This window comes from Actinoallomurus sp. NPDC052308, assembly GCF_040679195.1.
In the GTDB taxonomy this organism is placed as follows: domain Bacteria; phylum Actinomycetota; class Actinomycetes; order Streptosporangiales; family Streptosporangiaceae; genus Actinoallomurus; species Actinoallomurus liliacearum.
The window spans coordinates 25,107-46,093 of the sequence record NZ_JBFAUM010000022.1 but is presented as its reverse complement, the minus strand read 5'-3'; the positions used below and the strand labels follow the sequence as shown (position 1 = coordinate 46,093).

Genomic DNA, 20,987 nt, shown 5'->3' with positions numbered 1-20,987 from the left:
GACCTCAGGAGATGTTCGCGAGTCGCGTCCCGCAGTCTGCGCGAACCCTGCCCCGCTAGGAACGCATCTCCACGGAGATGCGCGGGGACAGCGCGCGGAGGAAGTCGGGCGCGTCGAAGATCTCGCCGGCGGAGGCGACGCCGACCGTCCTGGTCCGTCCCGTGAGTATGCGGTCGACCGCTTCGACCGCGAGCGGCGCGGTGACGGCGTAGATGTCCTGGCCGCTCGCCACGGCGCGCCGTTCCCGGCCGCCGGAGCGTACGACGACGTCGACGAGGAAGGTCTGCGCGGACCGGCCCTGCTCGTCGGCCGGGGCCGGCGGCGGGGTGTCGGGGGACGAGAGGTCCCGGGCCGCCTCGATCGCCATGTAGGTGCGCACTTCGGGGATGGGCAGGTGGCTGGGGATGGTGACGACGTCGGCCATCGTGAACTCCCCGATGACGGCCCGCGGCCCCATCGGTTCGGGGAAGGGCCACTCCAGGGTCGGCAGGTCGTCCTGGTGGTACTCCAGCCGGCCGTTCGCGTAACGGACGCGTCGGCCGCCCCGCCGCTGCCCGGAGACCGCGCCCGCGGCACGCGTCCCGGCGGTGGGGTGCCAACTGCTCAGCCCGTACGCGACGTGCGCCTCGTCGGCCGTCGTCCAGTGGCCCATCGCCGCCGTGGCCAGCAGGTCGCCCAGGCCGCCGTAGAAGGCCATCGCGGGGACGATCACCGCTCCCGCGGCGCGGGCGCGGTCCGTGAAGTGGGCGAACGTGTCGGCGTTGGCCTCGATCTCGGCCGCCACGTCCACGTACGGGATTCCGGCGCGCAGCGCCGCCTCGATCACGGGAGCGGCCGTCGTGGCGAAGGGCCCGGCGCAGTTGATCACGGCCGCCGTACCGGCCAGGGCACGGTCGAGCGACGCCGGGCGGGCCTCCAGCCCGGATTCCGACGCCAGCGCCTGCAGCTTGCCGGGGTCGCGGCCGGAGAGGATCGGGACGAACCCGCGCTCCCGCAACTGCGCCACCACGAAGCGCCCGGTGTGCCCGTACGCGCCGAACACCGCCACCATCTGCCCCGATCCCATGGGTCTCCTCCCACTCGAACGACCTAGTGCGAACCGTCACGGAGAGCTTGGCGAGAGCGGGCATCCAGCCGCGAGCGTCCGGAACGCCATTACCCGTACAATTCCGGACATGAACACCGTCGCGATCGCCGTCACCGACGGGATGCTGCAGTTCGAGCTGTCCCTGGCGTACGAGGTCTTCGGCGCCGCCCCGGACGGCGTGGCGGTCCCCTGGTACGACGTCGAGGTCTGCGGGTCGGGCGCCATTGAGGTCGGCCGGTTCCGGCTGGAGCCCGATCACGGTCTCGACCGGCTCCCGCATGCCGACACCGTGATCGTCCCGGGCTGGGCCGACGTGGACGTGGACCCGTCCGCCGACCTGGTCGACGCGGTGCGCGCGGCCCACGAGGCCGGCGCACGCGTGGCCTCCCTCTGCACGGGTGCGTTCGTGCTGGCCGCCGCCGGCCTGCTGGACGGCAGGCGCGCGACCACGCACTGGGCGCACACCGAAATCCTGGCCGCCCGCCATCCCCGGGTGGAGGTGGACCCGGACGTCCTGTACGTGGACAACGGCCGCGTGCTCACCTCCGCCGGCAAGGCGGCGGCCATGGACCTGTGCCTGCACCTCGTCCGCATCGACCACGGCTCCTCGATCGCCAACGTGGTCGCCCGCCGACTGGTCGTGCCGCCGCACCGGGACGGGGGTCAGGCGCAGTTCGTCACCGCCCCGGTGCCCGCCCCGGACAACCACCCGCTCGCCGAACTGTTCCCCTGGGTGATCGAACGGCTGGACCAGCCGCTGACCGTGGAGGACCTGGCCCGCCAGGCGCGGATGAGCTCGCGCAACCTGGGCCGCCACTTCAGGGCGGTGACCGGTACGACCCCGCTGCAGTGGCTGCTGACTCAGCGGATCCGCCACGCCCAGGAGCTGTTGGAGACCACCGACGACGGCATCGACGGCATCGCGGCGGCGATCGGCATGGGCACCGCCACGACCCTGCGCCGGCACTTCAACCGCACGGTCGGCGTGCCTCCGGACACCTACCGCCGTACGTTCCGCTCGCGGACGTCGGCCCCCGACCCGGGCCCGTGACGGGCGCTCCCGGCGACGTCCGGGTGCGGCCACGGTGCGACGGCCGGGCCTGCGCGATCATCTGACGTTCACGCCGCGGCCGACCGTACGTGACACGGACTTGATCTTGGACCGTTTTACTCGCCTGCGCTTCCTCACGATCGGGAGATGGGCGATGACGCAGGACCTGGGACGGCGGACCTTCCTGACGGCGACCGGCGCGATGGCGACGGTGGCCGCGATCGGCACCCCCGCGTACGCGACGGAGGACGCCCGCGACGCGGCCACCGCCGACGAGTACGTGGACGTGCAACTGCTCAACATCACCGACCTGCACGGTTACCTGCACGGCAGCAGCGTCATCACCGGCGCGGCCGGCGCCCGCTACACCGTGGGCGGCGTCGGGTACCTCGCCGCCCACCTGAACCGGCTCCGCGACGGCCACCAGAACTCGATCTTCTTCGGCCCCGGCGACATGTTCTCCGGCTGGGAGTTCGACGCCGAGAGCGTCGCCGACGAGTCCACGGTCGAGGCGCTCAACCGCATGAACTTCCGGTTCAGCTCGGCGGGCAACCACGAGTTCGACAAGTCACCGGCGTTCCTCACCGCCCACATGGAGCGCGGCATCCCCTTCCCCGAGGTCGGGTGGGACGACGAGTTCGTCGACTCGACCGGCCGCCGGTTCCGGGGCGCGAGGTTCCGCTACTACAGCGCCAACGTCGTGTGGTCCGCGACCGGCCGGACGGTCGTCCCGCCGTACAACATCGAGTGGGTCGACGCCGGCGGCGGGCGCCGCCTGCCGATCGGGTTCATCCACCTGACGGCGTTCGGGACCGAGACGATGCCGGCCTCGTTCCAGCCGGCGCTGCGGACCCTCGACGAGGTCGAGACGGTCAACCGGTACGCCGCCCTGCTGAAGAGGCGGGGTGTCAACGCGATCATCCTCAGCATGCACGACGGGGCGGTCGCGGGCAGCGACTTCAACAGCGGCAGCGACCCCTCCGGCCCGGCGTACGACCTGGCCCGCCAGGTCTCCCCGGACGTCGACGCGATCGTCACCGGCCACTGGCACTGCCGGTTCAACATGATGGTCCCCGACCCGAACGGCGTGCCGCGCCCGTTCGTCGAGGCCGGCTACAACGGCCAGCTCATCAACGAGATCAACGTGCGGCTCGACCCCCGTACGGGCAAGGTCGTCCGCGAGCTGACCGTGTCCACGAACCACGCGAACACCCAGGACGTCACGCCGGACCCGGAGCTGCAGGAGGTCGCGGACTACTGGCTCGACTTCGCCACCAAGCGGGGCCAGACCGCGATCGGCCGGGTGACCGCGCCGTTCACGCGGACCCGGAACACCGCCGGCGAGAGCACGATGGGCGACCTGGCCGCCGACTGGGCGTACTGGTCGGGGCGGCAGCCGATCGACCCGACCAACAACGGCAACGCGTACCCGAACGTGCCCGCCGACCTGGCCCTCATCGCCATCGCGCCGCGCGTCGGCCAGGGCGTCGTCGGCGGCGACCTGGTCTCGACCGCGTCCGACGGCGCCGTCACGCTGGCCCAGGCGTTCAAGGCCGTCGGGTACGGCGACCCGGTCGTCACCGCGACCGTGACGGGGCAGCAGATCCACGACGCCCTGGAACAGCAGTGGACCACGGGCACCGACGGCAAGGTCGTGTTCGCGCCGTTCGCGGTCTCCCGCAACGTCCGGTACTCCTACGACGCGAGCGGGCCCGTCGGCGACCGGGTCGACCCGGCCGACGTGCTCATCGACGGGAAGCCCCTCGACGTCACGCGGAAGTACCGGCTCGCGACGATGGCCTACACCTTCGTCCAGGGCGACGGGTATCCCGCGCTCGCGACATTCGACCGGCCGGTCCGGCACCCCCGGGACTTCGAGAACTTCGTGAAGTACGTCCGCGCCCAGAAGGTGCTCACCCCGGCCCCGCTCGAGCGGGTCACGGCCAAGAACGCGGCCTTCGCCCCGCGCGCCGTCGAGGTCCCGGCCCCGTCCGACGAACCGCGCACCGGCAACAACCTCACCTACGGCTCATTCCACATCCCCTGCTGAGGCGAATATGTGAATGGCGGGATGACGCGGCCGTGGCCGCGTCATCCCGCCATTGAAATGGTCGCGCAGGTGGGATTCGAACCCACGACCTCCGGCTTATGAGACCGGCGGGGACGACCGAACTCCCCTACTGCGCTCCGTGCGTGACGTGCCGCTCCAGGGATTCGAACCCTGAACCTTCCGGTCCTGAACCGGACGCCTCTGCCGTTGGGCCAGAGCGGCGCGGAAATCTTTCCGTCGCCTTTAGTGTGAAGAAGTCCGGCTGTTGCGGCAACGCATTTTCGGGCGGGTTCCGACGGCACCGCGTGTTCACGATCCTCGGTGAAGCGAACCGCCAGGGGGTGGTTCGAAGCGATATGAGCGCTTCCCCGCCCGCCTCCACCGAGCATTCCGCTCGCCGCCTGGAGCGACCGCGCGGCCGCACGCCCGCCCCGGAGGGCGTACGAGAAACCTGAAGCAGGCTTGACCTGCGTCGACTTGCGATCTTTCGAACACCAGTTCGAAGATGGTCTCATGCATGACGCCCGGCCACTCGACCACTACCCGTCCGGCTCCCACCGGATCGAGGCCCGCGACGCCTGGGTCTGGATCCGCCACAAGGGCGCCTGGCGCAAAGGGGCGATCCACTGCTGGTACGTCCACGGCGACACCTGGATGGCCTGGATGCAGCACGAGGATCCCACCCCCGACGTCCCATGGTCGGCGTGGGGGCTCTATCTGTACGACGGAGTCACGATCCGCCGGCGCCACACCCCGGCCGCCACCGCCCACGTCGAGATCCCGCCGGGCCCCGACGCCCCGGACCGCATCACCGCCCGCCTCCGCGACACCGGCTACCGCGTCGAGCCGTGGCACCACCCCGCATGCGGCACCAGAGCCCTGCTCATCGGATGAGCCCTCCAGGCGCGGCTTCGCCGACGGATCAGTCGAAGAGCTTGTCGGCCGAACCGGCCACAGCGGCCAGCCGGACCCACTCCTGCAACTGCGCGAGGTCGGTGCACTCCTCGATCCGAAGACGCTGCTCGTCGGTGAGAGTGATCCCTCGTACGTCCAGGACAGCAAAAAGCGCCTTGATCTCGCCACGGGCCTCGCCCTCGGCGAAGTATTTCTTGGCGAAGCTGCTCTGGTACTCGTACTTTTCAGCGATCAACAGGGCCTCCAGGTAACTGCGTGCATGCTCGGTCTGTAGCGCCGCGAGTACGACGTCAGCGTACAACCGGGAGCGTTCGCCGTCGACGTCGCGCAGGACACCCTTGTAAAGGGCATCGAGGACATCGAACCTTTTTGAACCGTGCACCACTGCCGACAATACGGCCAATTCGGGCAGGTTATCGGCTTCGTCGGCATCCGTTACCGCGGGGATCGAATCCGGCCCCAGCACCAACGGCCTCAGGGCCCAGCCCGGATGGCCGATGGGGATCGACTTCGCGCACCACGACGCGACTGCGGCATCCACGCAGATCACGAGCAACACCGTCGGGCACTCCATGCGCGCCCGCAGGCTGGTCACATACAGCGGCCAACTCCACCGCTTGCGCGGATCGCGGCCGCGCTGAACCTCGACCACCACCCCGAGGACCGGTCGATCGGTCCGCAGCACTACGACGACGTCCGCCCGAAGCTCGCTGGGCACGACCTCGGTCAAATCGCCCGATTCAGCCTGAACATCTTTGAATTCAGGAACGGGAAAATTCAGCACGTCACCGAGCAGATCCGCCGCCAGTTGCGGGCGGTCGCGAAACAAGAGCGCCACTGCTTCATGTTCTGTGGTCGGCATGCGGGAGACATTATCGACGATCGACTGGATGCGTACGAGATTTTGACGCTTGACCAGCACATATAGCGGTCATCTACGGCTAATTACCCATTATTTTTATCGTCCCGGCAGCGACACGGCCTGTCCCGTTTGGGGGGTGGGAGGGGGGTACAACCCGCGACATGCCGAACGATCCGGCTGGAAGGGTGCAGGGCGGCGTGCGGGTGTGGGGGAGGCCGGGATGCCGCTGTTGATCGGTACGTCCGGGTGGCAGTACAAGCACTGGCGCGACGTCCTCTATCCGACCGGGATGCCGCAGCGCCTCTGGCTGGAGCGGTACACCGAGTGCTTCGACACGGTCGAGAACAACAACGCCTTCTACCGGCTGCCCAGCCGTGAGGTCTTCGCCGGGTGGCGGGAGCGGACGCCGCCGGGGTTCGTGATGGCGGTCAAGGCCAGCCGCTACCTCACTCACATCAAGCGCCTCAAGGACCCGGAAGAACCGGTGGACCGGCTGATGAACGCCGCGGGCGGCCTGGGCGACAAGCTCGGCCCGGTCCTCGTCCAGTTGCCGCCCACCCTCCAGGTCGACGTCGAACGGCTGACACGGACCCTGCGCCGTTTCCCGGCGGGCGTTCGGGTCGCGGTCGAGCCCCGGCACCCGTCCTGGTGGACCGACGAGGTCCGTGAACTGCTGATCCGGCACGGGGCCGCGCTGTGCTGGGCCGACCGGCTCGGCCGGCCGCTGACCCCGCTGTGGCGGACCGCCGACTGGGGCTACCTGCGGTTCCACGAGGGTGCGGCGACGCCCTGGCCGGAGTACGGCGACCAGGCGCTGCGCTCCTGGGCGCGGCGGCTCGCCGAGACCTGGGACGACGGACAGGACGTGTACGTCTACTTCAACAACGATCCCGGCGGCGCGGCCGTACGGGACGCCGGGCGGTTCGCCGAGTTCGCCCGCGCGGCCGGTCGCAGCGTGACCCGCACGCCCGCGCTGGCCGCGCACTGACGAGCCCGTAGCACCGCCACGCCCACCCGGCGGTGACGGCGCGCCTCACCAGGTGACGGGCAGCGCGGACACGCCTCCGGTGAGGCGGTCCGTGCGCCACGGCAGCCGGTCGCGCGGCACCGCCAGGCGCAGGTCCGGGAACCGCTGGAACAGCGAGCCGAAGACGGCCCGCAGTTCGACGCGGGCCAGGTTCGCGCCCAGGCAGTACCGGATGGCGTACCCGAATCCGAGGTGGGGCTGCGGGTCGCGGCCGATGTCGAAGCGTTCGGCGTCGGCGAAGACGGTCTCGTCCCGGTTGGCGGCCGCGGTCATGATGACGCAGAGCTCGCCCGCCTTGATCCGCACGCCGTCGACCTCGACGTCCTCGCGGGCGTACCGGGCGAGGCCGTGGTCGTTCGGCACGGCGACGCGCATGATCTCCTCGACCGTCGCGGAGACCCGCGCCGGATCATCTCGCAGCGCCGCGGCCTGCGCGGGGTCGGCCAGCAGGAGAAGGACTCCGTGGTCGATGCGGTTGACCGTCGTCTCGTGTCCGGCGAACAGCAGCCCGCCCGCCATGGTCGCGATCTCGTCGGCGGGCAGGTCGGCCCGGGCCAGGTCGGAGTAGACGTCCTCCCCCGGGTCGTCCCGCTTGGCCATGACGATCCCGTGGGAGTACTCCTCCATGGCCGTACGGGCGGCGGCGGACCGGTCCAGGTCGGTGAGGTCGGTCATCTCCTCGGCGATCGCCCGGAAGTGGTCGCGGTCGGCGAGGGGGACGCCGAGGAGCTCGCAGATCACCTGGATGGGCAGCGGCACCGACAGCGACGCGTGCAGGTCGACCGGTGGGCCATGCTCCTCCATCCGGTCGAGCAGGCCGTCGACCAGCTCCTGGACGTGCCCGGACAGCGCCTGCATCCGGCGCGCGGAGAACGCCGGCGCGAGTAGCCGCCGCATGCGGTCGTGCACGTCCTTCTCGGTGGCGAACTCCCCCGTCGGGCCGCCGGTGAGGGCGGAGTTGGAGAGCCGGGGGGCGTTGTCGGGGTCGGGGTGGGAACGGCCGAAGCGCTCGTCGGCGAAGATCGCTCTGGCCTGTTCGTACCCGGTGACGAGCCAGGCCTCGTCGCCGGTCCGGGTGCGGATCCGGGCGATCGGCTCCTCGGCGCGCAACGTGGCGTACGTCGTGGAGATCCCCAGCGCGTCGGTGCGCTCGAACGGCAGTCGCGGCAGGTCGGCCATGAGGCGAACGTCCTCTCCCCGAGAGTTCAGTCAACCTCCACGCTTTCACCCGTCATATCACTCGTCAATGCGTATGAAGTGGGAGAAGTCGGTCTTGCCGGCTGTGGCCGACGCCCTCGCTGGTCAAGACGTCCACGCGGGATCGCGGCCGGCGAGGCCGAGCGCCCGGTCGAGCAGCGGAGCCGTCTCGGGCACCGCCACCTCCGGACCGATCGCACCGTACCGCCGGGCCATCTCGGCCATCGCGGACGCCTGGCCGAACAGCGCGCGTGCCAGCTCGTCGTCGACCGGGACCTTCTGGCCGGTCGCCGCGGCGAGGTCCCAGGCGTGCAGCAGGAGCTCCGCGAACATCATCCCGCCGATCACCGAAGCGGGCATCGCCCCCGAGACGGAGAGCCCGGTCTCGCCCTCCCAGGCGGCCGGCTCGGACCAGGCCGCGGCGGCCGCCCGCACGCTCACGGCGTACCGGGCGGCCCAGTCGGGTTCGGCGGTGAAGTCGTGGTCCTCCGCCGGGGACTCGGGGGGCGGCGTCTTGTGCGCGGCCGCCTCGAAGCGGGACCCCGTCCAGGAGATCAGATGGTTCAGCAGGGCGCGGACGTCGTACTCGGTGCACGGGGTCGGCAGGCTGAACAGATCGGGGCCGATCCCCTGGACGACCGCGATCGGCACTTCCGCGGCGCGCGTCATGAGCGGACGCAGTTCCATTGATGTCTCCGTGAGTCGTCTGGTGGCAGGGCTATAGACCGTAGGCCGGGCGGGGCCGCCGGTCTTGAAGAAATGCGACACTGAGCCGTATGGCCGACGCCGCTCCCGACAGCCTGCGGGCCATCCTGAACCGTGCGGCGGCGCAGGAGCGCTTCCAGGTCGCCCACCGGGCGCCGGCGGCGGATCTCGCCTGGCTTGCCGACTATCACTGGATCCTGCACTGGGATCTCGGCGAAGGGGGATCCCACCGGCAGCGGGTCCTCACCCATCCATCCGTGCACATGACCTTCATCAGCGACGGGCAGGCCCGGGTGGTCGGCGTCGTGCGCGGGGTTTTCGCCGAGACCATCGAAGGTCGCGGCCGGGTGATCGGCCTACGCTTCCGGCCCGGTGGCCTCCGGCCCTTCCTCGACGCGCCGATGTCCACGATCACCGACCGGCGGGTCCCGGTCGAGGAGATCTTCGGCCGGCGGGCCCACGCCGTCGCCGACGCGATCATCGCCACGCCGGACCCCGGGGACGCGATCCTCCTGGTGGAGGACCTCCTTCGTTCCGGCGCGCCGGGGGGACCGGACCCGCTGGTCCTCGAGGTGTCCGCCATCGTGGACCGGATCGCCGCCGACCCGGCGCTGAGCAGGGTGGACAGGCTGGCGGCCGCGGTCGGGGTCGGGACGCGCCGCCTCCAGCGGCTGTTCGCCGACTACGTGGGGGTGGGCCCCAAGTGGGTGATCCGCCGATGCCGGATGCAGGACGCCGCGGACCGGGCGGCCGGCGGCACGGACGTCGACTGGGCGGCCCTCGCCGCGGATCTGGGCTACGCCGACCAGGCGCACTTCGTCCGGGACTTCTCCGCCACGATCGGCATGCCTCCGGCGAGGTACGCGCGGCAGGACGCGCGGTGACGCCCGGCCACACCCCGCCGAACCGCCCGACCGGCGGCCGTACGCAGGCATGATCGTCTTAGCCTGTGGACGCCGTGACCGGCTTGTAACCGTTTCACGTAGCATTTGAGGGACGACGACGCCCGGCAGAAGGACTGTTCCCAGGTGAGCTCCGCTACTGAACCCCTGCGCGCGCTGCTGTTGGAGAGCATTCACTCCGACGCTGTCGCCTCCCTCGAGAAGAACGGCTACGCCGTCGAGTTGCTGGATCGCGCCCTCGACGAGGACGAGCTGATCGCTCGTGTCGCGGGCGTGCACATTCTCGGCATCCGGTCGAAGACGACGATCACCGACGCGGTGCTCGCCGCCGCGACGGACCTGCTCGCGGTCGGCGCGTTCTGCATCGGGACCAACCAGATCGACCTGTCCGCCGCCGCGCAGCGCGGCGTCGCGGTGTTCAACGCGCCGTTCTCCAACACGCGCAGCGTCGTCGAGCTGGTGGTCGCCGAGCTCATCGCGCTGACCCGCCGGCTCATGGAGAAGAACTCCTCGATGCACGCCGGAGTCTGGGACAAGTCGGCCGAGGGCGCCCACGAGGTCCGGGGCCGGCGGCTCGGCATCGTCGGCTACGGCAACATCGGCAGCCAGTTGTCGGTGCTGGCCGAGAGCCTGGGCATGAGCGTGTTCTTCTACGACACGGCCGACAAGCTCGCGCTGGGCAACGCCCGCCGGTGCGCGAGCATGGAGGAGCTGCTGGCCGTCTCCGACGTCGTGACCCTGCACGTCGACGGCCGGCCCGGCAACAGCGGCCTGTTCGGTGAGGCGGAGTTCGCCCGGATGCGTCCCGGCAGCCTGTTCCTGAACCTCTCCCGCGGGTTCGTCGTCGACCACGGCGCGCTCCGTAAGCACATCGAGTCGGGCCACCTGGCCGGCGCGGCGATCGACGTCTTCCCGCAGGAGCCCAAGGGCCGCGGCGACGAGTTCGTCTCGGAGCTGCGGGGGCTGCCCAACGTCATCATCACGCCGCACATCGGCGGCTCGACCGAAGAGGCGCAGCAGGACATCGGCCAGTTCGTCGCCGGGAAGCTGCAGGACTTCGTGGCCACGGGCAACACCGCGCTCAGCGTGAACGTCCCGGCCGTGTCGCTGCCCGCCCCGGCCGCCGGCCACCGCCTGACGCACCTGCACCGCAACACCCCGGGCGTGCTGGCCACGATCAACGGCATCCTCGCCGACCACGACGTGAACATCGAGGGCCAACTGCTCGGCACGCGCGGTGAGATCGGCTATGTGATCACCGACATCGGCACCCAGTACACGACCGACGTGCTGGAGCAGCTTCGCGCGCTGCCGAACACCGTCCGGCTGCGCCTGCTGTCCTGACCACCCGCCCGCCGCTCGTACGCTCCCCCACCGGGCGGGCGTACGAGCGGCGCGTGCTCACGCGACGTTGAGCTCCGGCTCGGACGCGATCTCGGCCTCCTCCGCCGCGACCGCCGCGCCGACCTCGCGGCTGGACACGGCGATCCGCACGGCGAGGTGGTAGACGGCGAGGGAGAACACCGCGACCGTCAGGATGTCCACCCACTCGGGCAGCACCTTGATGCCGCCGTAGCGGCCCAGGAACCCGATGAGGATCATGCCGCCCAGCCACGGCCAGACCCACATGGCCGCGGCCCACTTCAGCGAGGCACGCTCGGCCCGCGGGGTCCTCGCCCGGGTCGCCGCGAAGATCACCAGGCCGAACAGGATGGCGATCCCGAGTTTCCACTCCGCCTGGAAACTCGACCAGTAGATGATCAGGTTCGAGGAGACGAACGCGAGGGGCGCCAGCACCCGGTGCGCGGGGAGGCGGTACGGGCGGTTCCGCTCCGGATCGCGCAGCCGCAGGGCGCGCAGGGCGATCGGCCCGAACGCGTACATGATCGCGGTCGCCGAGGTGACGAGGCCGACCAGGGAGTGCCAGCTCGGGAACGGCAGGAACGCGATCTCCCCGACGACGAAGGCGATGAGGACCGAGACGATCGGCACGCCCTTCGGACTGACCTTGGCCACCACGCCCGGCACCGACCTCTCCCGGCCCAGCGCGTACGAGAGCCGGGACGACGCGGCGACGTACACCAGACCGGTCCCGGCCGGTGAGATCACCGCGTCCGCGTAGAGCAGCGCCGCCAGCCAGGCGGCACCGGCGCCGATGGCGAGCGTGGCGTACGGGCCGAAGTCGCCCTTGCCCACCGGGTTCGCCCAGCCGTGCGCGATGTGGGCGGGGTTGAGGGCGCCGATGAACGCGACCTCGAGCAGGATGTAGACGACGGTGCCGATCGCGGTGGCCGTGATCACCGCGCGCGAGACGTCCTGCTGCGGCTTCCTGGCCTCTCCCGCGAGCTGGATCGCCTGCTCGAACCCCTGGAGGGCGAAGACGACGCCGGCCGGCAGCGCGGCGAACACGCCGTGCGCCCCGAAGGGCATGAACCCGCCGCCCGCCGTGAAGTTGGACGCGTGGAAGGTCAGCAGCAGGAGGACGACCACGGTGAGCAGCGGAATCGCCGTCTTCCAGATCACGGTGATCCCGTTGGAGTCGGCGAGGAGCTTGACGCCGACGATGTTGATGACCGTGAACAGCAGCATGAACACCGTCGCCACCAGCAGGCCGACGCCGGTCAGCGTCCCATCGGTGTGCAGCATCGTGATGTGGTGCCGCACCCACCCGATGTGGTCGGAGTAGGAGAGCGTCGCCTCGACCTCGATCGGGGCGATCGTGACCGCCTGTATCCAGGCCATCCAGCCCGCCGCGAAACCGACCAGCGGGCCGAACGCGAAGCTCGGGAACCGGGCCGTGCCGCCGGCGATGGGATAGGCCGCGCCGAGCTCGGCGTGCACCAGGGCGAGGATCGCCAGCATCACGGCGGCGAGGAGCCAGGACACCAGCGAGGCCGGTCCGGCGATCGTCGCGGCCGTCAGCGCGCCGAGCAGCCAGCCGGAGCCGATGATCGATCCGAGCGACACGAACATCAGTCCCCAGAAACCGACGTCGCGCCGTAGGCGTCGTCCCGAATCGGCGGATCCGGTCGTGCTCTGCGCCATGGAGCCCCCCTCGAGAGCAGTACTACGGCCACCCGACGGCGGCGAAGGGCCCCTCTCCCCACACGCCGGACGAACCGTTGGCTTTGCGGCGCTAATCGACATTAAGGACGGGCCGTAATGTAGGTCATCGCCGGAGGAAGGCTAATTCGATACAGCCCCGATCGCAATGAGCGACAGTACATTCACGTGGCGTGAGGAGATTCTGAGAGTGATGTTACGGAAGCGGCGGCACCTCGATCCGGGAGCCACGCCCTCTCCGTGAGCCGGGCGGCCGACCGGACCGGCGTGGACGACGGCCGGGCCGGCCCTGAGACAATGACGTATGGGTCTGATCACGACTGTCGGTCTCGTCCTGCATCCCGAGCGCAACTGCAGGGGCGTCATCGACACCATCACCGGCTGGGCGCGCGACCGGAAGGCCCAGGTCCTGGGTGTGCCCGGCGAGGTCGCCCGCATCGACGGCGACGTCGAGCCGGTGGAGCCGGACGACCTGGCCGACCACGCCGAGCTGATCGTCAGCCTCGGCGGTGACGGCACGATGCTGCGCGCCATGCGGCTGAGCTACCCGCAGCGGACCCCGGTCCTCGGCGTCAACCTCGGCCGCCTCGGCTTCCTCGCCGAGATCGACATTCCGGACCTGGCCGCGGCGCTCTGCGCGATCGACGAGCACCGCTTCACCGTGGAGCCGCGGACCGGGCTCCGGGCGACCGCGAACGGCATCGACGCGCTGGCGTTCAACGACATCGACCTGGCCCGCGTCCCCGGAGAGGGGATCCCCGTGGTCGAGCTGTGCGTCGAGGGCAACCCCTTCGTCCGGTACGCCGCCGACGCCGTCGTCGTCGCGACGCCGACCGGCTCCACGGCCTACAACTTCTCGGCCGGCGGCCCGATCGTCTCGCCCAGTGCCGAGGGGCTGCTCGTCACGCCGGTCGCGCCGCACTCCGCTTTCAACCGCGCGCTGTTCCTGTCCCCGCAGGAGAAGCTCGCGCTGCGGATCCTGCCGACCAGCGGCGCCGTCGCCGTCGAGGCCGACGGCCGGCTCATCGGCCGGCTCGCACCCGGCGACGTCCTGGACCTGACGGCGCTGCCCGGCGCGGCCGGCGTCGTACGGCTCGGGCAGACGACCTTCTACCAGCGCGCGCAACGCCGCCTGCGGCTGATGGGCTCGGCCGAGGCGGACGGCGACTGAGCCCCGCCCGTCCCGGCCTCAGACGGTCGGTACGGTGAGCCGGCCGGTGCGCAGGAGCCCGGTCGCCATCACGGACGCCTCCCGCACCTGGGTGGTCAGCCACTCTCGCCGCCGTTCGAACCGGGAGGCCGGGACCGAGACGGTGAAGGCCCCCGCCGGATGACCGGTCCCGTCGAAGAACGGCGCGGCCACGCAGCAGACCCCCGGGCTGAACTCCTCCAGGTCGAGGGCGTACCGCTGCCGCCGGATCCTCGCCAGCTCGGCGAGGAACGCGTCGTGGTCGACGATCGTCCGGGGCGTGACCGGCGTCAGGTCCACCCCGTCGAACAGGGCCGTCACGTGGTCGCGCGGCAGGAAGGCCAGCACCGCCTTCGAGCCCGCCCGCGCGTGCATGAGCTCGCTGTAGCCCACGTCCAGGGCGGCGGGCCGGACGGCGTCCGGGTCGGAGAGATAGTGCTGGAGGATGAGGCTGCCGTGGTACCACCCGGAGACGTACGAGGTCTCCCGGGTCTTGGTGTGCAGGCGGGTGAGGATCACGGAGAGCTCGGGGGACGGGGCTGAGCGCCGCCGCAGGTGCCCGCCCAGTGACGCGGCGCGCGGGCCGACGTCGTAGCGCCCTCCGGGCAGCCTGACGAGGTGCCCGCTCTCGAGCAGCGTGCGCAGCAGGTGGTAGCAGGTCCCGAGCTTCAGTCCGAGCGTGCGGCTCAGCACCTTGGCGGTGGCGGTGCCGTCGGCGGTCGCCACCGCCTCGAGCAGGACGAGGCCCCGCTCGAGGGTGCGCAGCGTCGTACGACCGGGCTCCGCGACCGGCTTACCGTCCGTGCCCTGTTCCCGTTCCGGCATGGCCCTCCCCCGTGTTCCGGTCGTCGACGCCCGATCGTCGTCCGACCAGCATGCGGCCGAATTTCGACTATGTGAAATCCGGGGCGCCGAGACGGGAGCCCGCCGATCCGCGGCCTCTAGCCTCGGCATCTCCGAACCGCATGACAGGAGCGTCGATGATCCGTCGCTGGAACCCGGACGGCCTCGCGCCGCCGATCGGGCAGTACAGCCACCTGGCCACCGCGCCGGCCGACCACGAGCTGGTGTTCGTCTCCGGCCAGGTGGGAGTGGCCGAAGACGGCACTCTCGCCGGTCCCGACGCCCGGTCGCAGACCCGGCAGGCGTTCGCGAACATCGGACGGCTGCTCGACTCCCTCGGCGCCGGTCCCGAGCACCTCGTGAAGCTGCTGACGTTCGTGGCCGGGACCGAGCACCTCGAGGGGAGCCGGCTCGCGCGGGAGGAAATCCTGGGCGCCTGGTATCCCGACGGCGACTGGCCCGCCCACTCGCTCATGGTCGTCGCCGCGCTCGCCCGGCCGGACCTGACGGTCGAGATCGAGGCCGTCGTCGCGCCGCCCCGGCGCTGAGAACGACGCGGCACCCGCGAGCCCCGGCCGGAGCGCCCCGCAGGACCCCGGCCGGAGCACCCCGTAGCGCCCTGTCTGAGCGTCCCGTAGGCCTCGGCCTGAACACCCTGCAGGGCTCCGGTCCGAGCGCCGCGCGGACCGTTCGTCTGAACGGCCCGCGCGGCGCCGCCGGGGTCAGCGCGGCGGGGCCCAGCCCGGGGTCCAGAGGCGTGCCCCGTCGCGGTCGCGCAGCCGCCGCAGGAAGGACAGCACGCCGGGAGTGCCCATCCCCCAGCTGCCGCTGGCCCCTTCGAGGGTGTTGTCGGGGAAGACGGGGTGTTCCGGGTCGCCGCCGCTCCGGGTCAGCATGAGCTCGACGACCCGCTCGGCGCCCCGCCAGAACTCCTCCTCCCCGGTCGCCAGCGCGACGTCGAGGAGCATCTCACCGATGCCGGCCAGCCCGCAGCACTGCGACACCACCCACGCCTGCGGCGCGATCCCCAGGCAGGCGCGGGCACCCGCCCTGGCGGTCTCGAGGTACCACTCTTCGTCGTACGCCCGCGCGGCGTGCACCAGCGCCGTGACGATGCCGGAGAGTCCCTGGCACCAGGAGGCGCCCATGGGCCGGGCCGCAGGCTCGCGCAGCACCCGGGCGAGGGCCGCGGCCTCGCCGGCGAGCGCGTCCAGCCGCCGCCGGGCCGCCGCACCGGCTCCGGGGTCGCCGGTGGCCCGGTGGTAGGCGAGCAGGAACGCGGCGATGCCCGCCGCGCCGTGGGCGAAGCCGGACTCGGTGGCCACGCCCGTACCCGGCTGGGCGGGCGCCACCGCGTCCTGCGTGTCGCGTACCTCCCCGGCCAGCAGCCGCCGCGCGCATTCGGCGGCGACCGCGCGGTGGTCCGGACGGGGATCCAGCTCCGCCAGGATCAGGTGACCGGCGCCGACACCGGCCAGGCCGTGCACGTAATCGCCGCGCTCCGCGGCACCGAGGTCGATCGGATCGGCGGCGGGGACATCCGCGCCCAGCATCCGCCGCGCGGTGCTCAGGAACAGCTCGGTGCCGGTCCGGCCGAAGAACAGCGCCGGGGGCAGCCGCGTCGGTGGGATCACCTCGGCGGTCCAGCGGGCCAGCTCGCCCGCCACGGCCTCGGTGTCCGGGTGGTGCAGCAGCTCCATCCCGAGGCCGGCCGACCCTCCGTACACGTGCGTCACCGGAGGCGAGGACCGTCGCGGGTCCGCCGGGCCGGCCATCGTCTTCTCGGCGAACCGGACGCACTCGTCCCTCGTGTGCGCGATGACCGCGTCGAGCAGGTCGGAGGTGAACCTCGGCGGTACGACCCGCGCCGCCCCGGCGGTCACCCCTCCCGTACGGTGCCGTCCGTGCCGGATGTCGGCCGCCGCGGCGGTGCGCTCGGCGGGGTCGAGGCTGAGCAGCCGGGGAATCAGTCCCCGGACACCGGTCGTGACGCCCGGGAACAGCGCCGCCAGGCTCATCAGGGTGCGCTCGAGGTTGCGCGCCGGGTCGGAGTCGACGCCGATCGGGTGCATGCCGGTGGCCGCGAAGAAGAGCACGCCGCCGAGGGCGAAGTAGTCGTCCGCCGGTTCGGACGGGCGGCCGGTGTGCTGATCCGGCACGCTGTAGCCCGGGGTCCAGCCGGGGATCTGGAAACCGTCGTACCTGCTGTTGCCGAAGTCGACGAGCGTGCAGCGGAGGTCGTCGTCCAGCACGACGTTCTTCGGGGACAGGTCGCGTACGACGACGCCCCGGGCGTGCACGGCGTCGAGGAGACCGACGAGCTGCGTGGCGAGAACGGCCAGGTCACGGCCGGTGCCGCGCGGGTCGTCGGCGAAGAGCCCGTGCTCGTTGACGAAGCGGTTGAGGTCGCGGCTCCCCTCCTCGGTGATCACGAGGAACTCGTCCTCGCCGTGCCGGAAGTGGTCGATCAGGCCGGGGACGCCGTCGACTCCGGCGAGTGCCTGCAGGATGCGGCGTTCGTTGCGGATCTGCAGCCGCAGGTCCATGCCGTCGGCGTTCTCCCCGACGTACGCGCGGGCCTCCTTGACCACCACGCGGTGGCCCGAGGCGGTGTCCTCGGCCCGGTAGACGTTGCCGCGTGCGCCGCGGACCACGCCGGACGTGAGCCGGTAACGGCCGCCGAGCGTCGGCACGTCCTCGGACGGACCGTTCCCATCCCCCGGCACACCGTCCCCGGTCCCCGGTGAGCCGGCGGTCTCCCCACCCGGCCGTCCCGAGTCATCGGCCCGTCCCGGACCACCGCTCTTCCCGCCGGGTGACCCGGTGGACTCGGCGGCCGAGCCCGGCGTCACCTGCCGGAACGGGTCGGACGCCCAGGGCGGGCAGCGGAACTCCGGACCGGCCGCGCCGGGCAGGAACTCGCCGTCGGGACCGATCAGCACGAGCTCCCAGTCGCCGTTCTCGTCCACGCGGTACTGCGGGACGAACGGCCCGTACCGGTAGTAGACGGGCGCGCTCCGGTGCACCCGGCGATCGCTGGGCACCCGAGGCGCGGCGTACCCGGCGAGCGCCGCCGCGAGCACCCGCCCGGCCTTCACCACGCGGTCCTGCGGCGGGTAGACCGTCACGGCCTTGCCGACCGCGCCCGGATCGACGTCACCGGAGTTCAGCTCGCGCAGCACCGAGGTGGAACGCGCCACCTTGAAGTCGCAGTCGAGGTGGAACAGCAGCGGGAGGATCCGGTCGAGCGTCGCCACCAGGGTGCCGGGACGCGCGGACACGTGGAGTTTCCAGCCCTGCGCGGGCAGGTCCAGGCCGGGCCGGTGCACGCTGACCCAGGTGTCGTCCACATAGACCTCGCGGCCCTCACTCTCCGCTATTTCAGCGACCCTTTCCGCCATGTCCTCGGTGCGATCTGAGACAGCGGCGTCCATAGAGTTCCTCCACGCGAGCACTCGATACGCATTCACCGCGATATGTCAGCGAGAAAGGCCATCGGGGCACGCCGACGGCCTTTCTCTCACCACTCCTCCGGAAGCGCTCCGTCCCGGCGTCCGTGGTCGGCGCCGGACCGGGAGAGGGCCCGGACCGGCGCCCGCTCAGACGGTCACTTGATGGACGGGCAGCAGGGGAAGGTGCTGCAGACGGTGCGCTTGCAGGTGTTGACGCAGGCCTGCGGGCCGTGCAGCAGCTCCATCAGCTCGCCTTCGAAGTCGATGACGAGGTCGTCGACCTCGAGCACACCTGCGTCGCGGGGTTCGAGCGTGAGTGCGGGCATAACGGACTCCTTTCTCGGCCGGCGCCTTGTGGGCGGGCCGCAACCGATTCGCGGGACACGACCGTCCTGGTGTGGAGAATGTGCCCCGGGCCCATCGATGACGAGGACGGGAGCGCGGGAAACGACGTCTTCGTCATGATCAACCTCCAGCATTATCATTACGATCTTGAACGCTGTCCAGGTTGTGGTGACGATTTTGTTTGCGTCCCATATGGGGTCCGGTCAACGACCAAAATTACAGCCATTGACGCCATTGCCTTCTCCCGAAGAACAGGCATAATGGCTTGGCGTGAATCTTCTACCAACCAAGTATGGATTGTGGAGATTATTTACATCCCCTCGGCGGTCGCCTAGCTTGGGTAGTCATGATCACTACGGATCGCGTCCGGTGAGATTCCGGCGGAGGAACCGGACCACGGCTCCCGCCGCCGACCAGTCGGGTCTCGCGCTGCGCTACTGGGAGATCCACGACGATCGGTTCAGGTCCGCGGGCCTGGTCACGATGGCACGCAGGCTGCCCACCCTGACCGGCGCCGCCCTGCGCCTGGCCTGGCAGGCCGACCGGCTGGACACGCTCGCCGCGCTCGGCCTGAACCTCATCGCCGGGGTGTTCACCGCGTTCGGGCTCCTCGCGACGACCGGCGTCCTGCAGTCGCTGTTCGCCGGCGGCCCCAGCGCCGCCCGCGTGCGCGCCGCGCTCCCGGCACTGATCCTCGTCGCCGCCGCGACCGCGGTCCGCGCCGGGCTGCTCGCGGCCGCCGGCTGGGCGCAACTGCGGCTCAAGCCGCGCGTGGAACGGCTGGCCGAGACGCGTCTGTTCCGGCTGACGACACGGGTCGAGCTCAGCGCGTTCGACGACGACGAGTTCCACAACGCGATGCAGCGGGCGCGGGACAGCGGCGTGCCCGACTCGGTGACCGTCGTCGAGATGACGGTGAACGTCCTCACCGGTGCGGTGGGCGTCGTCGCGGCCGCCGCGACCCTCGGCGTGCTGCACCCGGTGCTGATGCCGCTACTGCTGATCACGGCCCTGCCGGACGGGTGGGCGGCCCTGCGCGCCGCCCGCATGCGCTACCTGGCCTTCCGCAGGATGTCCCGGGCCCGGCGCCGCAAGTACATGCTCTCGGACCTCATGGCCGAGCGGCCGCCGGCCGCCGAGGTACGCGCGTTCGGCCTGCGCTCCTTCCTCCTCGGGGAGTACGACCGGATCGCCGACGCGGAACAGCGGGTCGAACTCGACGTCGCCCGGCAGCAGACCGCCACCAGGGTCGCCGGCGACCTCCTGACCGGCACCACCACCGGCCTGGTCTACGCGGCACTCGGCGGCCTGCTCGCCGCGGGGATCATCCCGCTCGCCGTCACGGGAACGGCCGTGCTCGCCATCCGGGCCGGCCAGTCCTCCCTCGCCGCCCTGATGCAGGCGCTCAACAAGCTGTACGAGGCCGGCCTGTACTTCGGCGACTACCTGGACTTCTGCGCGATGGCCCGCGAACGCGTCCCCGCCCGGCGCGCGCCGACGGCCCCGGAGTCCTTCGGCCGCATCACCGCGGACCGGCTGAGCTTCACGTACCCGGGCGCCGGCACCCCCGCCCTGCGCGACGTCGACCTGACGATCCGCCGGGGCCAGGTGATCGCGCTGGTCGGGGAGAACGGCTCCGGCAAGACCACCCTCGCCAAGCTCCTCGCCGGTCTGTACGCACCCGACTCCGGCACGGTCCGGTGGGACGACACCGACATCTCCGCGATCGACGGCGACACCCTCCGCGAGCGCATCGCGGTGATCGCCCAGGACCACACGCGGTGGCCGCTCACCGTACGGGACAACATCCTCATGGGCCGTGCGCCCGAGGAGGACCGGCTGGCCGACGCCACCCGGGCCGCGGGCGCCGACCAGGTCGTCGCCCGGTTGCCCCAGGGGTACGACACTCTGCTCGACCGCAGGTTCGAAGGCGGTCACGAGCTGTCCGGCGGGCAGTGGCAGCGGATCGCGACGGCTCGTGGCTTCTACCGTGACGCGCCTTTGATGATCTTCGACGAGCCCACGTCCGCGCTCGACGCGCGCGCCGAGCACGCCCTGTTCGAACGCATCCGTGACCACGCGCAGGACCGCACGGTCGTGCTGATCACGCACCGCCTCGCGAGCGTCCGCTACGCCGACCACATCTACGTCCTCGACGCCGGCCGGGTCACCGAGCACGGCACGCACGCCGAGCTCATGCGCGCGGAAGGGCTGTACGCCCAGCTCTACGAACTGCAGGCGGCCGCCTACCGGGCCGCACCCGACCTCCAACCGGGCTGACCTGCGCCCGAGCCGACCT

The 20,987-nt window shown here is 71.3% G+C and carries 17 protein-coding genes and 2 tRNA genes; 9 read left to right on the top strand and 10 right to left on the bottom strand.

From position 1 onward, the window contains the following. Positions 1–55: 55 nt before the first annotated feature. A complete protein-coding gene (locus AB0L00_RS34710) occupies positions 56–1,066 on the bottom strand; it encodes a saccharopine dehydrogenase NADP-binding domain-containing protein (RefSeq protein ID WP_364441462.1) in 1,011 nt (336 codons plus the stop codon). 109 nt (positions 1,067–1,175) lie between these two features. Between AB0L00_RS34710 and AB0L00_RS34705 the strand changes: the two genes are divergently transcribed. Further along, positions 1,176–2,138, top strand: a complete 963-nt coding sequence (locus AB0L00_RS34705; protein ID WP_364441460.1) for a helix-turn-helix domain-containing protein — start codon at positions 1,176–1,178, stop codon at positions 2,136–2,138. A gap of 154 nt (positions 2,139–2,292) precedes the next feature. After that, the gene (locus tag AB0L00_RS34700; RefSeq protein WP_364441458.1) at positions 2,293–4,188 is read left to right on the top strand and encodes a bifunctional metallophosphatase/5'-nucleotidase; all 1,896 of its coding nucleotides are present in this window, start codon (positions 2,293–2,295) and stop codon (positions 4,186–4,188) included. Between the two features lie 58 nt (positions 4,189–4,246). On the opposite strand, the gene AB0L00_RS34695 is transcribed toward AB0L00_RS34700, so the two are convergent. Together AB0L00_RS34695 and AB0L00_RS34690 are read right to left on the bottom strand one after the other, a co-directional pair. Beyond that, positions 4,247–4,325: transfer RNA gene (locus tag AB0L00_RS34695), tRNA-Met, on the bottom strand. A gap of 12 nt (positions 4,326–4,337) precedes the next feature. Next, positions 4,338–4,410: transfer RNA gene (locus AB0L00_RS34690), tRNA-Leu, on the bottom strand. 291 nt (positions 4,411–4,701) lie between these two features. On the opposite strand from AB0L00_RS34690, the gene AB0L00_RS34685 reads away from it, so the two are divergent. Continuing rightward, positions 4,702–5,082 (top strand): hypothetical protein, encoded by a 381-nt coding sequence (locus AB0L00_RS34685; protein ID WP_364441457.1) that lies wholly within the window; start codon positions 4,702–4,704, stop codon positions 5,080–5,082. Positions 5,083–5,110: 28 nt separating this feature from the next. Here AB0L00_RS34685 and AB0L00_RS34680 read toward each other — a convergent pair whose 3' ends face one another. After that, complete coding sequence (locus AB0L00_RS34680) at positions 5,111–6,025, bottom strand: hypothetical protein (RefSeq protein ID WP_364441455.1); 915 nt, start codon at positions 6,023–6,025, stop codon at positions 5,111–5,113. A gap of 160 nt (positions 6,026–6,185) precedes the next feature. On the opposite strand from AB0L00_RS34680, the gene AB0L00_RS34675 reads away from it, so the two are divergent. Next, the gene (locus AB0L00_RS34675; RefSeq protein ID WP_364441454.1) at positions 6,186–6,953 is read left to right on the top strand and encodes a DUF72 domain-containing protein; all 768 of its coding nucleotides are present in this window, start codon (positions 6,186–6,188) and stop codon (positions 6,951–6,953) included. Positions 6,954–6,998: 45 nt separating this feature from the next. On the opposite strand, the gene AB0L00_RS34670 is transcribed toward AB0L00_RS34675, so the two are convergent. Next, positions 6,999–8,171: a cytochrome P450 gene (locus tag AB0L00_RS34670; protein ID WP_364441453.1), complete on the bottom strand. Its 1,173-nt coding sequence runs from the start codon at positions 8,169–8,171 to the stop codon at positions 6,999–7,001. A 123-nt stretch (positions 8,172–8,294) separates the two neighbouring features. After that, the gene (locus AB0L00_RS34665; RefSeq protein WP_364441452.1) at positions 8,295–8,876 is read right to left on the bottom strand and encodes a TIGR03086 family metal-binding protein; all 582 of its coding nucleotides are present in this window, start codon (positions 8,874–8,876) and stop codon (positions 8,295–8,297) included. Positions 8,877–8,965: 89 nt separating this feature from the next. On the opposite strand from AB0L00_RS34665, the gene AB0L00_RS34660 reads away from it, so the two are divergent. Both AB0L00_RS34660 and serA read left to right on the top strand, forming a co-directional pair. Beyond that, entirely contained in the window at positions 8,966–9,778 is an 813-nt protein-coding gene (locus tag AB0L00_RS34660; protein WP_364441451.1) for a helix-turn-helix domain-containing protein, read from the top strand. A gap of 144 nt (positions 9,779–9,922) precedes the next feature. Beyond that, on the top strand, positions 9,923–11,140 hold the full coding sequence (gene serA, locus AB0L00_RS34655) for a phosphoglycerate dehydrogenase (protein ID WP_364441450.1): 1,218 nt from the start codon (positions 9,923–9,925) through the stop codon (positions 11,138–11,140). A 57-nt stretch (positions 11,141–11,197) separates the two neighbouring features. On the opposite strand, the gene AB0L00_RS34650 is transcribed toward serA, so the two are convergent. Beyond that, entirely contained in the window at positions 11,198–12,841 is a 1,644-nt protein-coding gene (locus AB0L00_RS34650) for an APC family permease (protein ID WP_364441449.1), read from the bottom strand. Between the two features lie 322 nt (positions 12,842–13,163). Here AB0L00_RS34650 and AB0L00_RS34645 point away from each other — a divergent pair, with 322 nt between their 5' ends. Further along, positions 13,164–14,030 carry an NAD(+)/NADH kinase gene (locus AB0L00_RS34645; protein ID WP_364441447.1) on the top strand — a complete coding sequence of 289 codons (867 nt, stop codon included), beginning with the start codon at positions 13,164–13,166 and terminating at the stop codon, positions 14,028–14,030. Positions 14,031–14,048: 18 nt separating this feature from the next. On the opposite strand, the gene AB0L00_RS34640 is transcribed toward AB0L00_RS34645, so the two are convergent. Continuing rightward, entirely contained in the window at positions 14,049–14,873 is an 825-nt protein-coding gene (locus tag AB0L00_RS34640) for an IclR family transcriptional regulator (RefSeq protein WP_364441446.1), read from the bottom strand. Positions 14,874–15,028: 155 nt separating this feature from the next. On the opposite strand from AB0L00_RS34640, the gene AB0L00_RS34635 reads away from it, so the two are divergent. Next, entirely contained in the window at positions 15,029–15,439 is a 411-nt protein-coding gene (locus AB0L00_RS34635) for a RidA family protein (protein WP_364441445.1), read from the top strand. A gap of 174 nt (positions 15,440–15,613) precedes the next feature. Here AB0L00_RS34635 and lanL read toward each other — a convergent pair whose 3' ends face one another. Next, complete coding sequence (lanL, locus tag AB0L00_RS34630; RefSeq protein WP_364441444.1) at positions 15,614–18,325, bottom strand: class IV lanthionine synthetase LanL; 2,712 nt, start codon at positions 18,323–18,325, stop codon at positions 15,614–15,616. 173 nt (positions 18,326–18,498) lie between these two features. After that, positions 18,499–18,669: an SflA family class IV lanthipeptide gene (locus AB0L00_RS34625; protein ID WP_364441443.1), complete on the bottom strand. Its 171-nt coding sequence runs from the start codon at positions 18,667–18,669 to the stop codon at positions 18,499–18,501. 388 nt (positions 18,670–19,057) lie between these two features. Here AB0L00_RS34625 and AB0L00_RS34620 point away from each other — a divergent pair, with 388 nt between their 5' ends. Further along, on the top strand, positions 19,058–20,968 hold the full coding sequence (locus AB0L00_RS34620) for an ABC transporter ATP-binding protein (RefSeq protein ID WP_364441442.1): 1,911 nt from the start codon (positions 19,058–19,060) through the stop codon (positions 20,966–20,968). Positions 20,969–20,987: the final 19 nt, after the last annotated feature.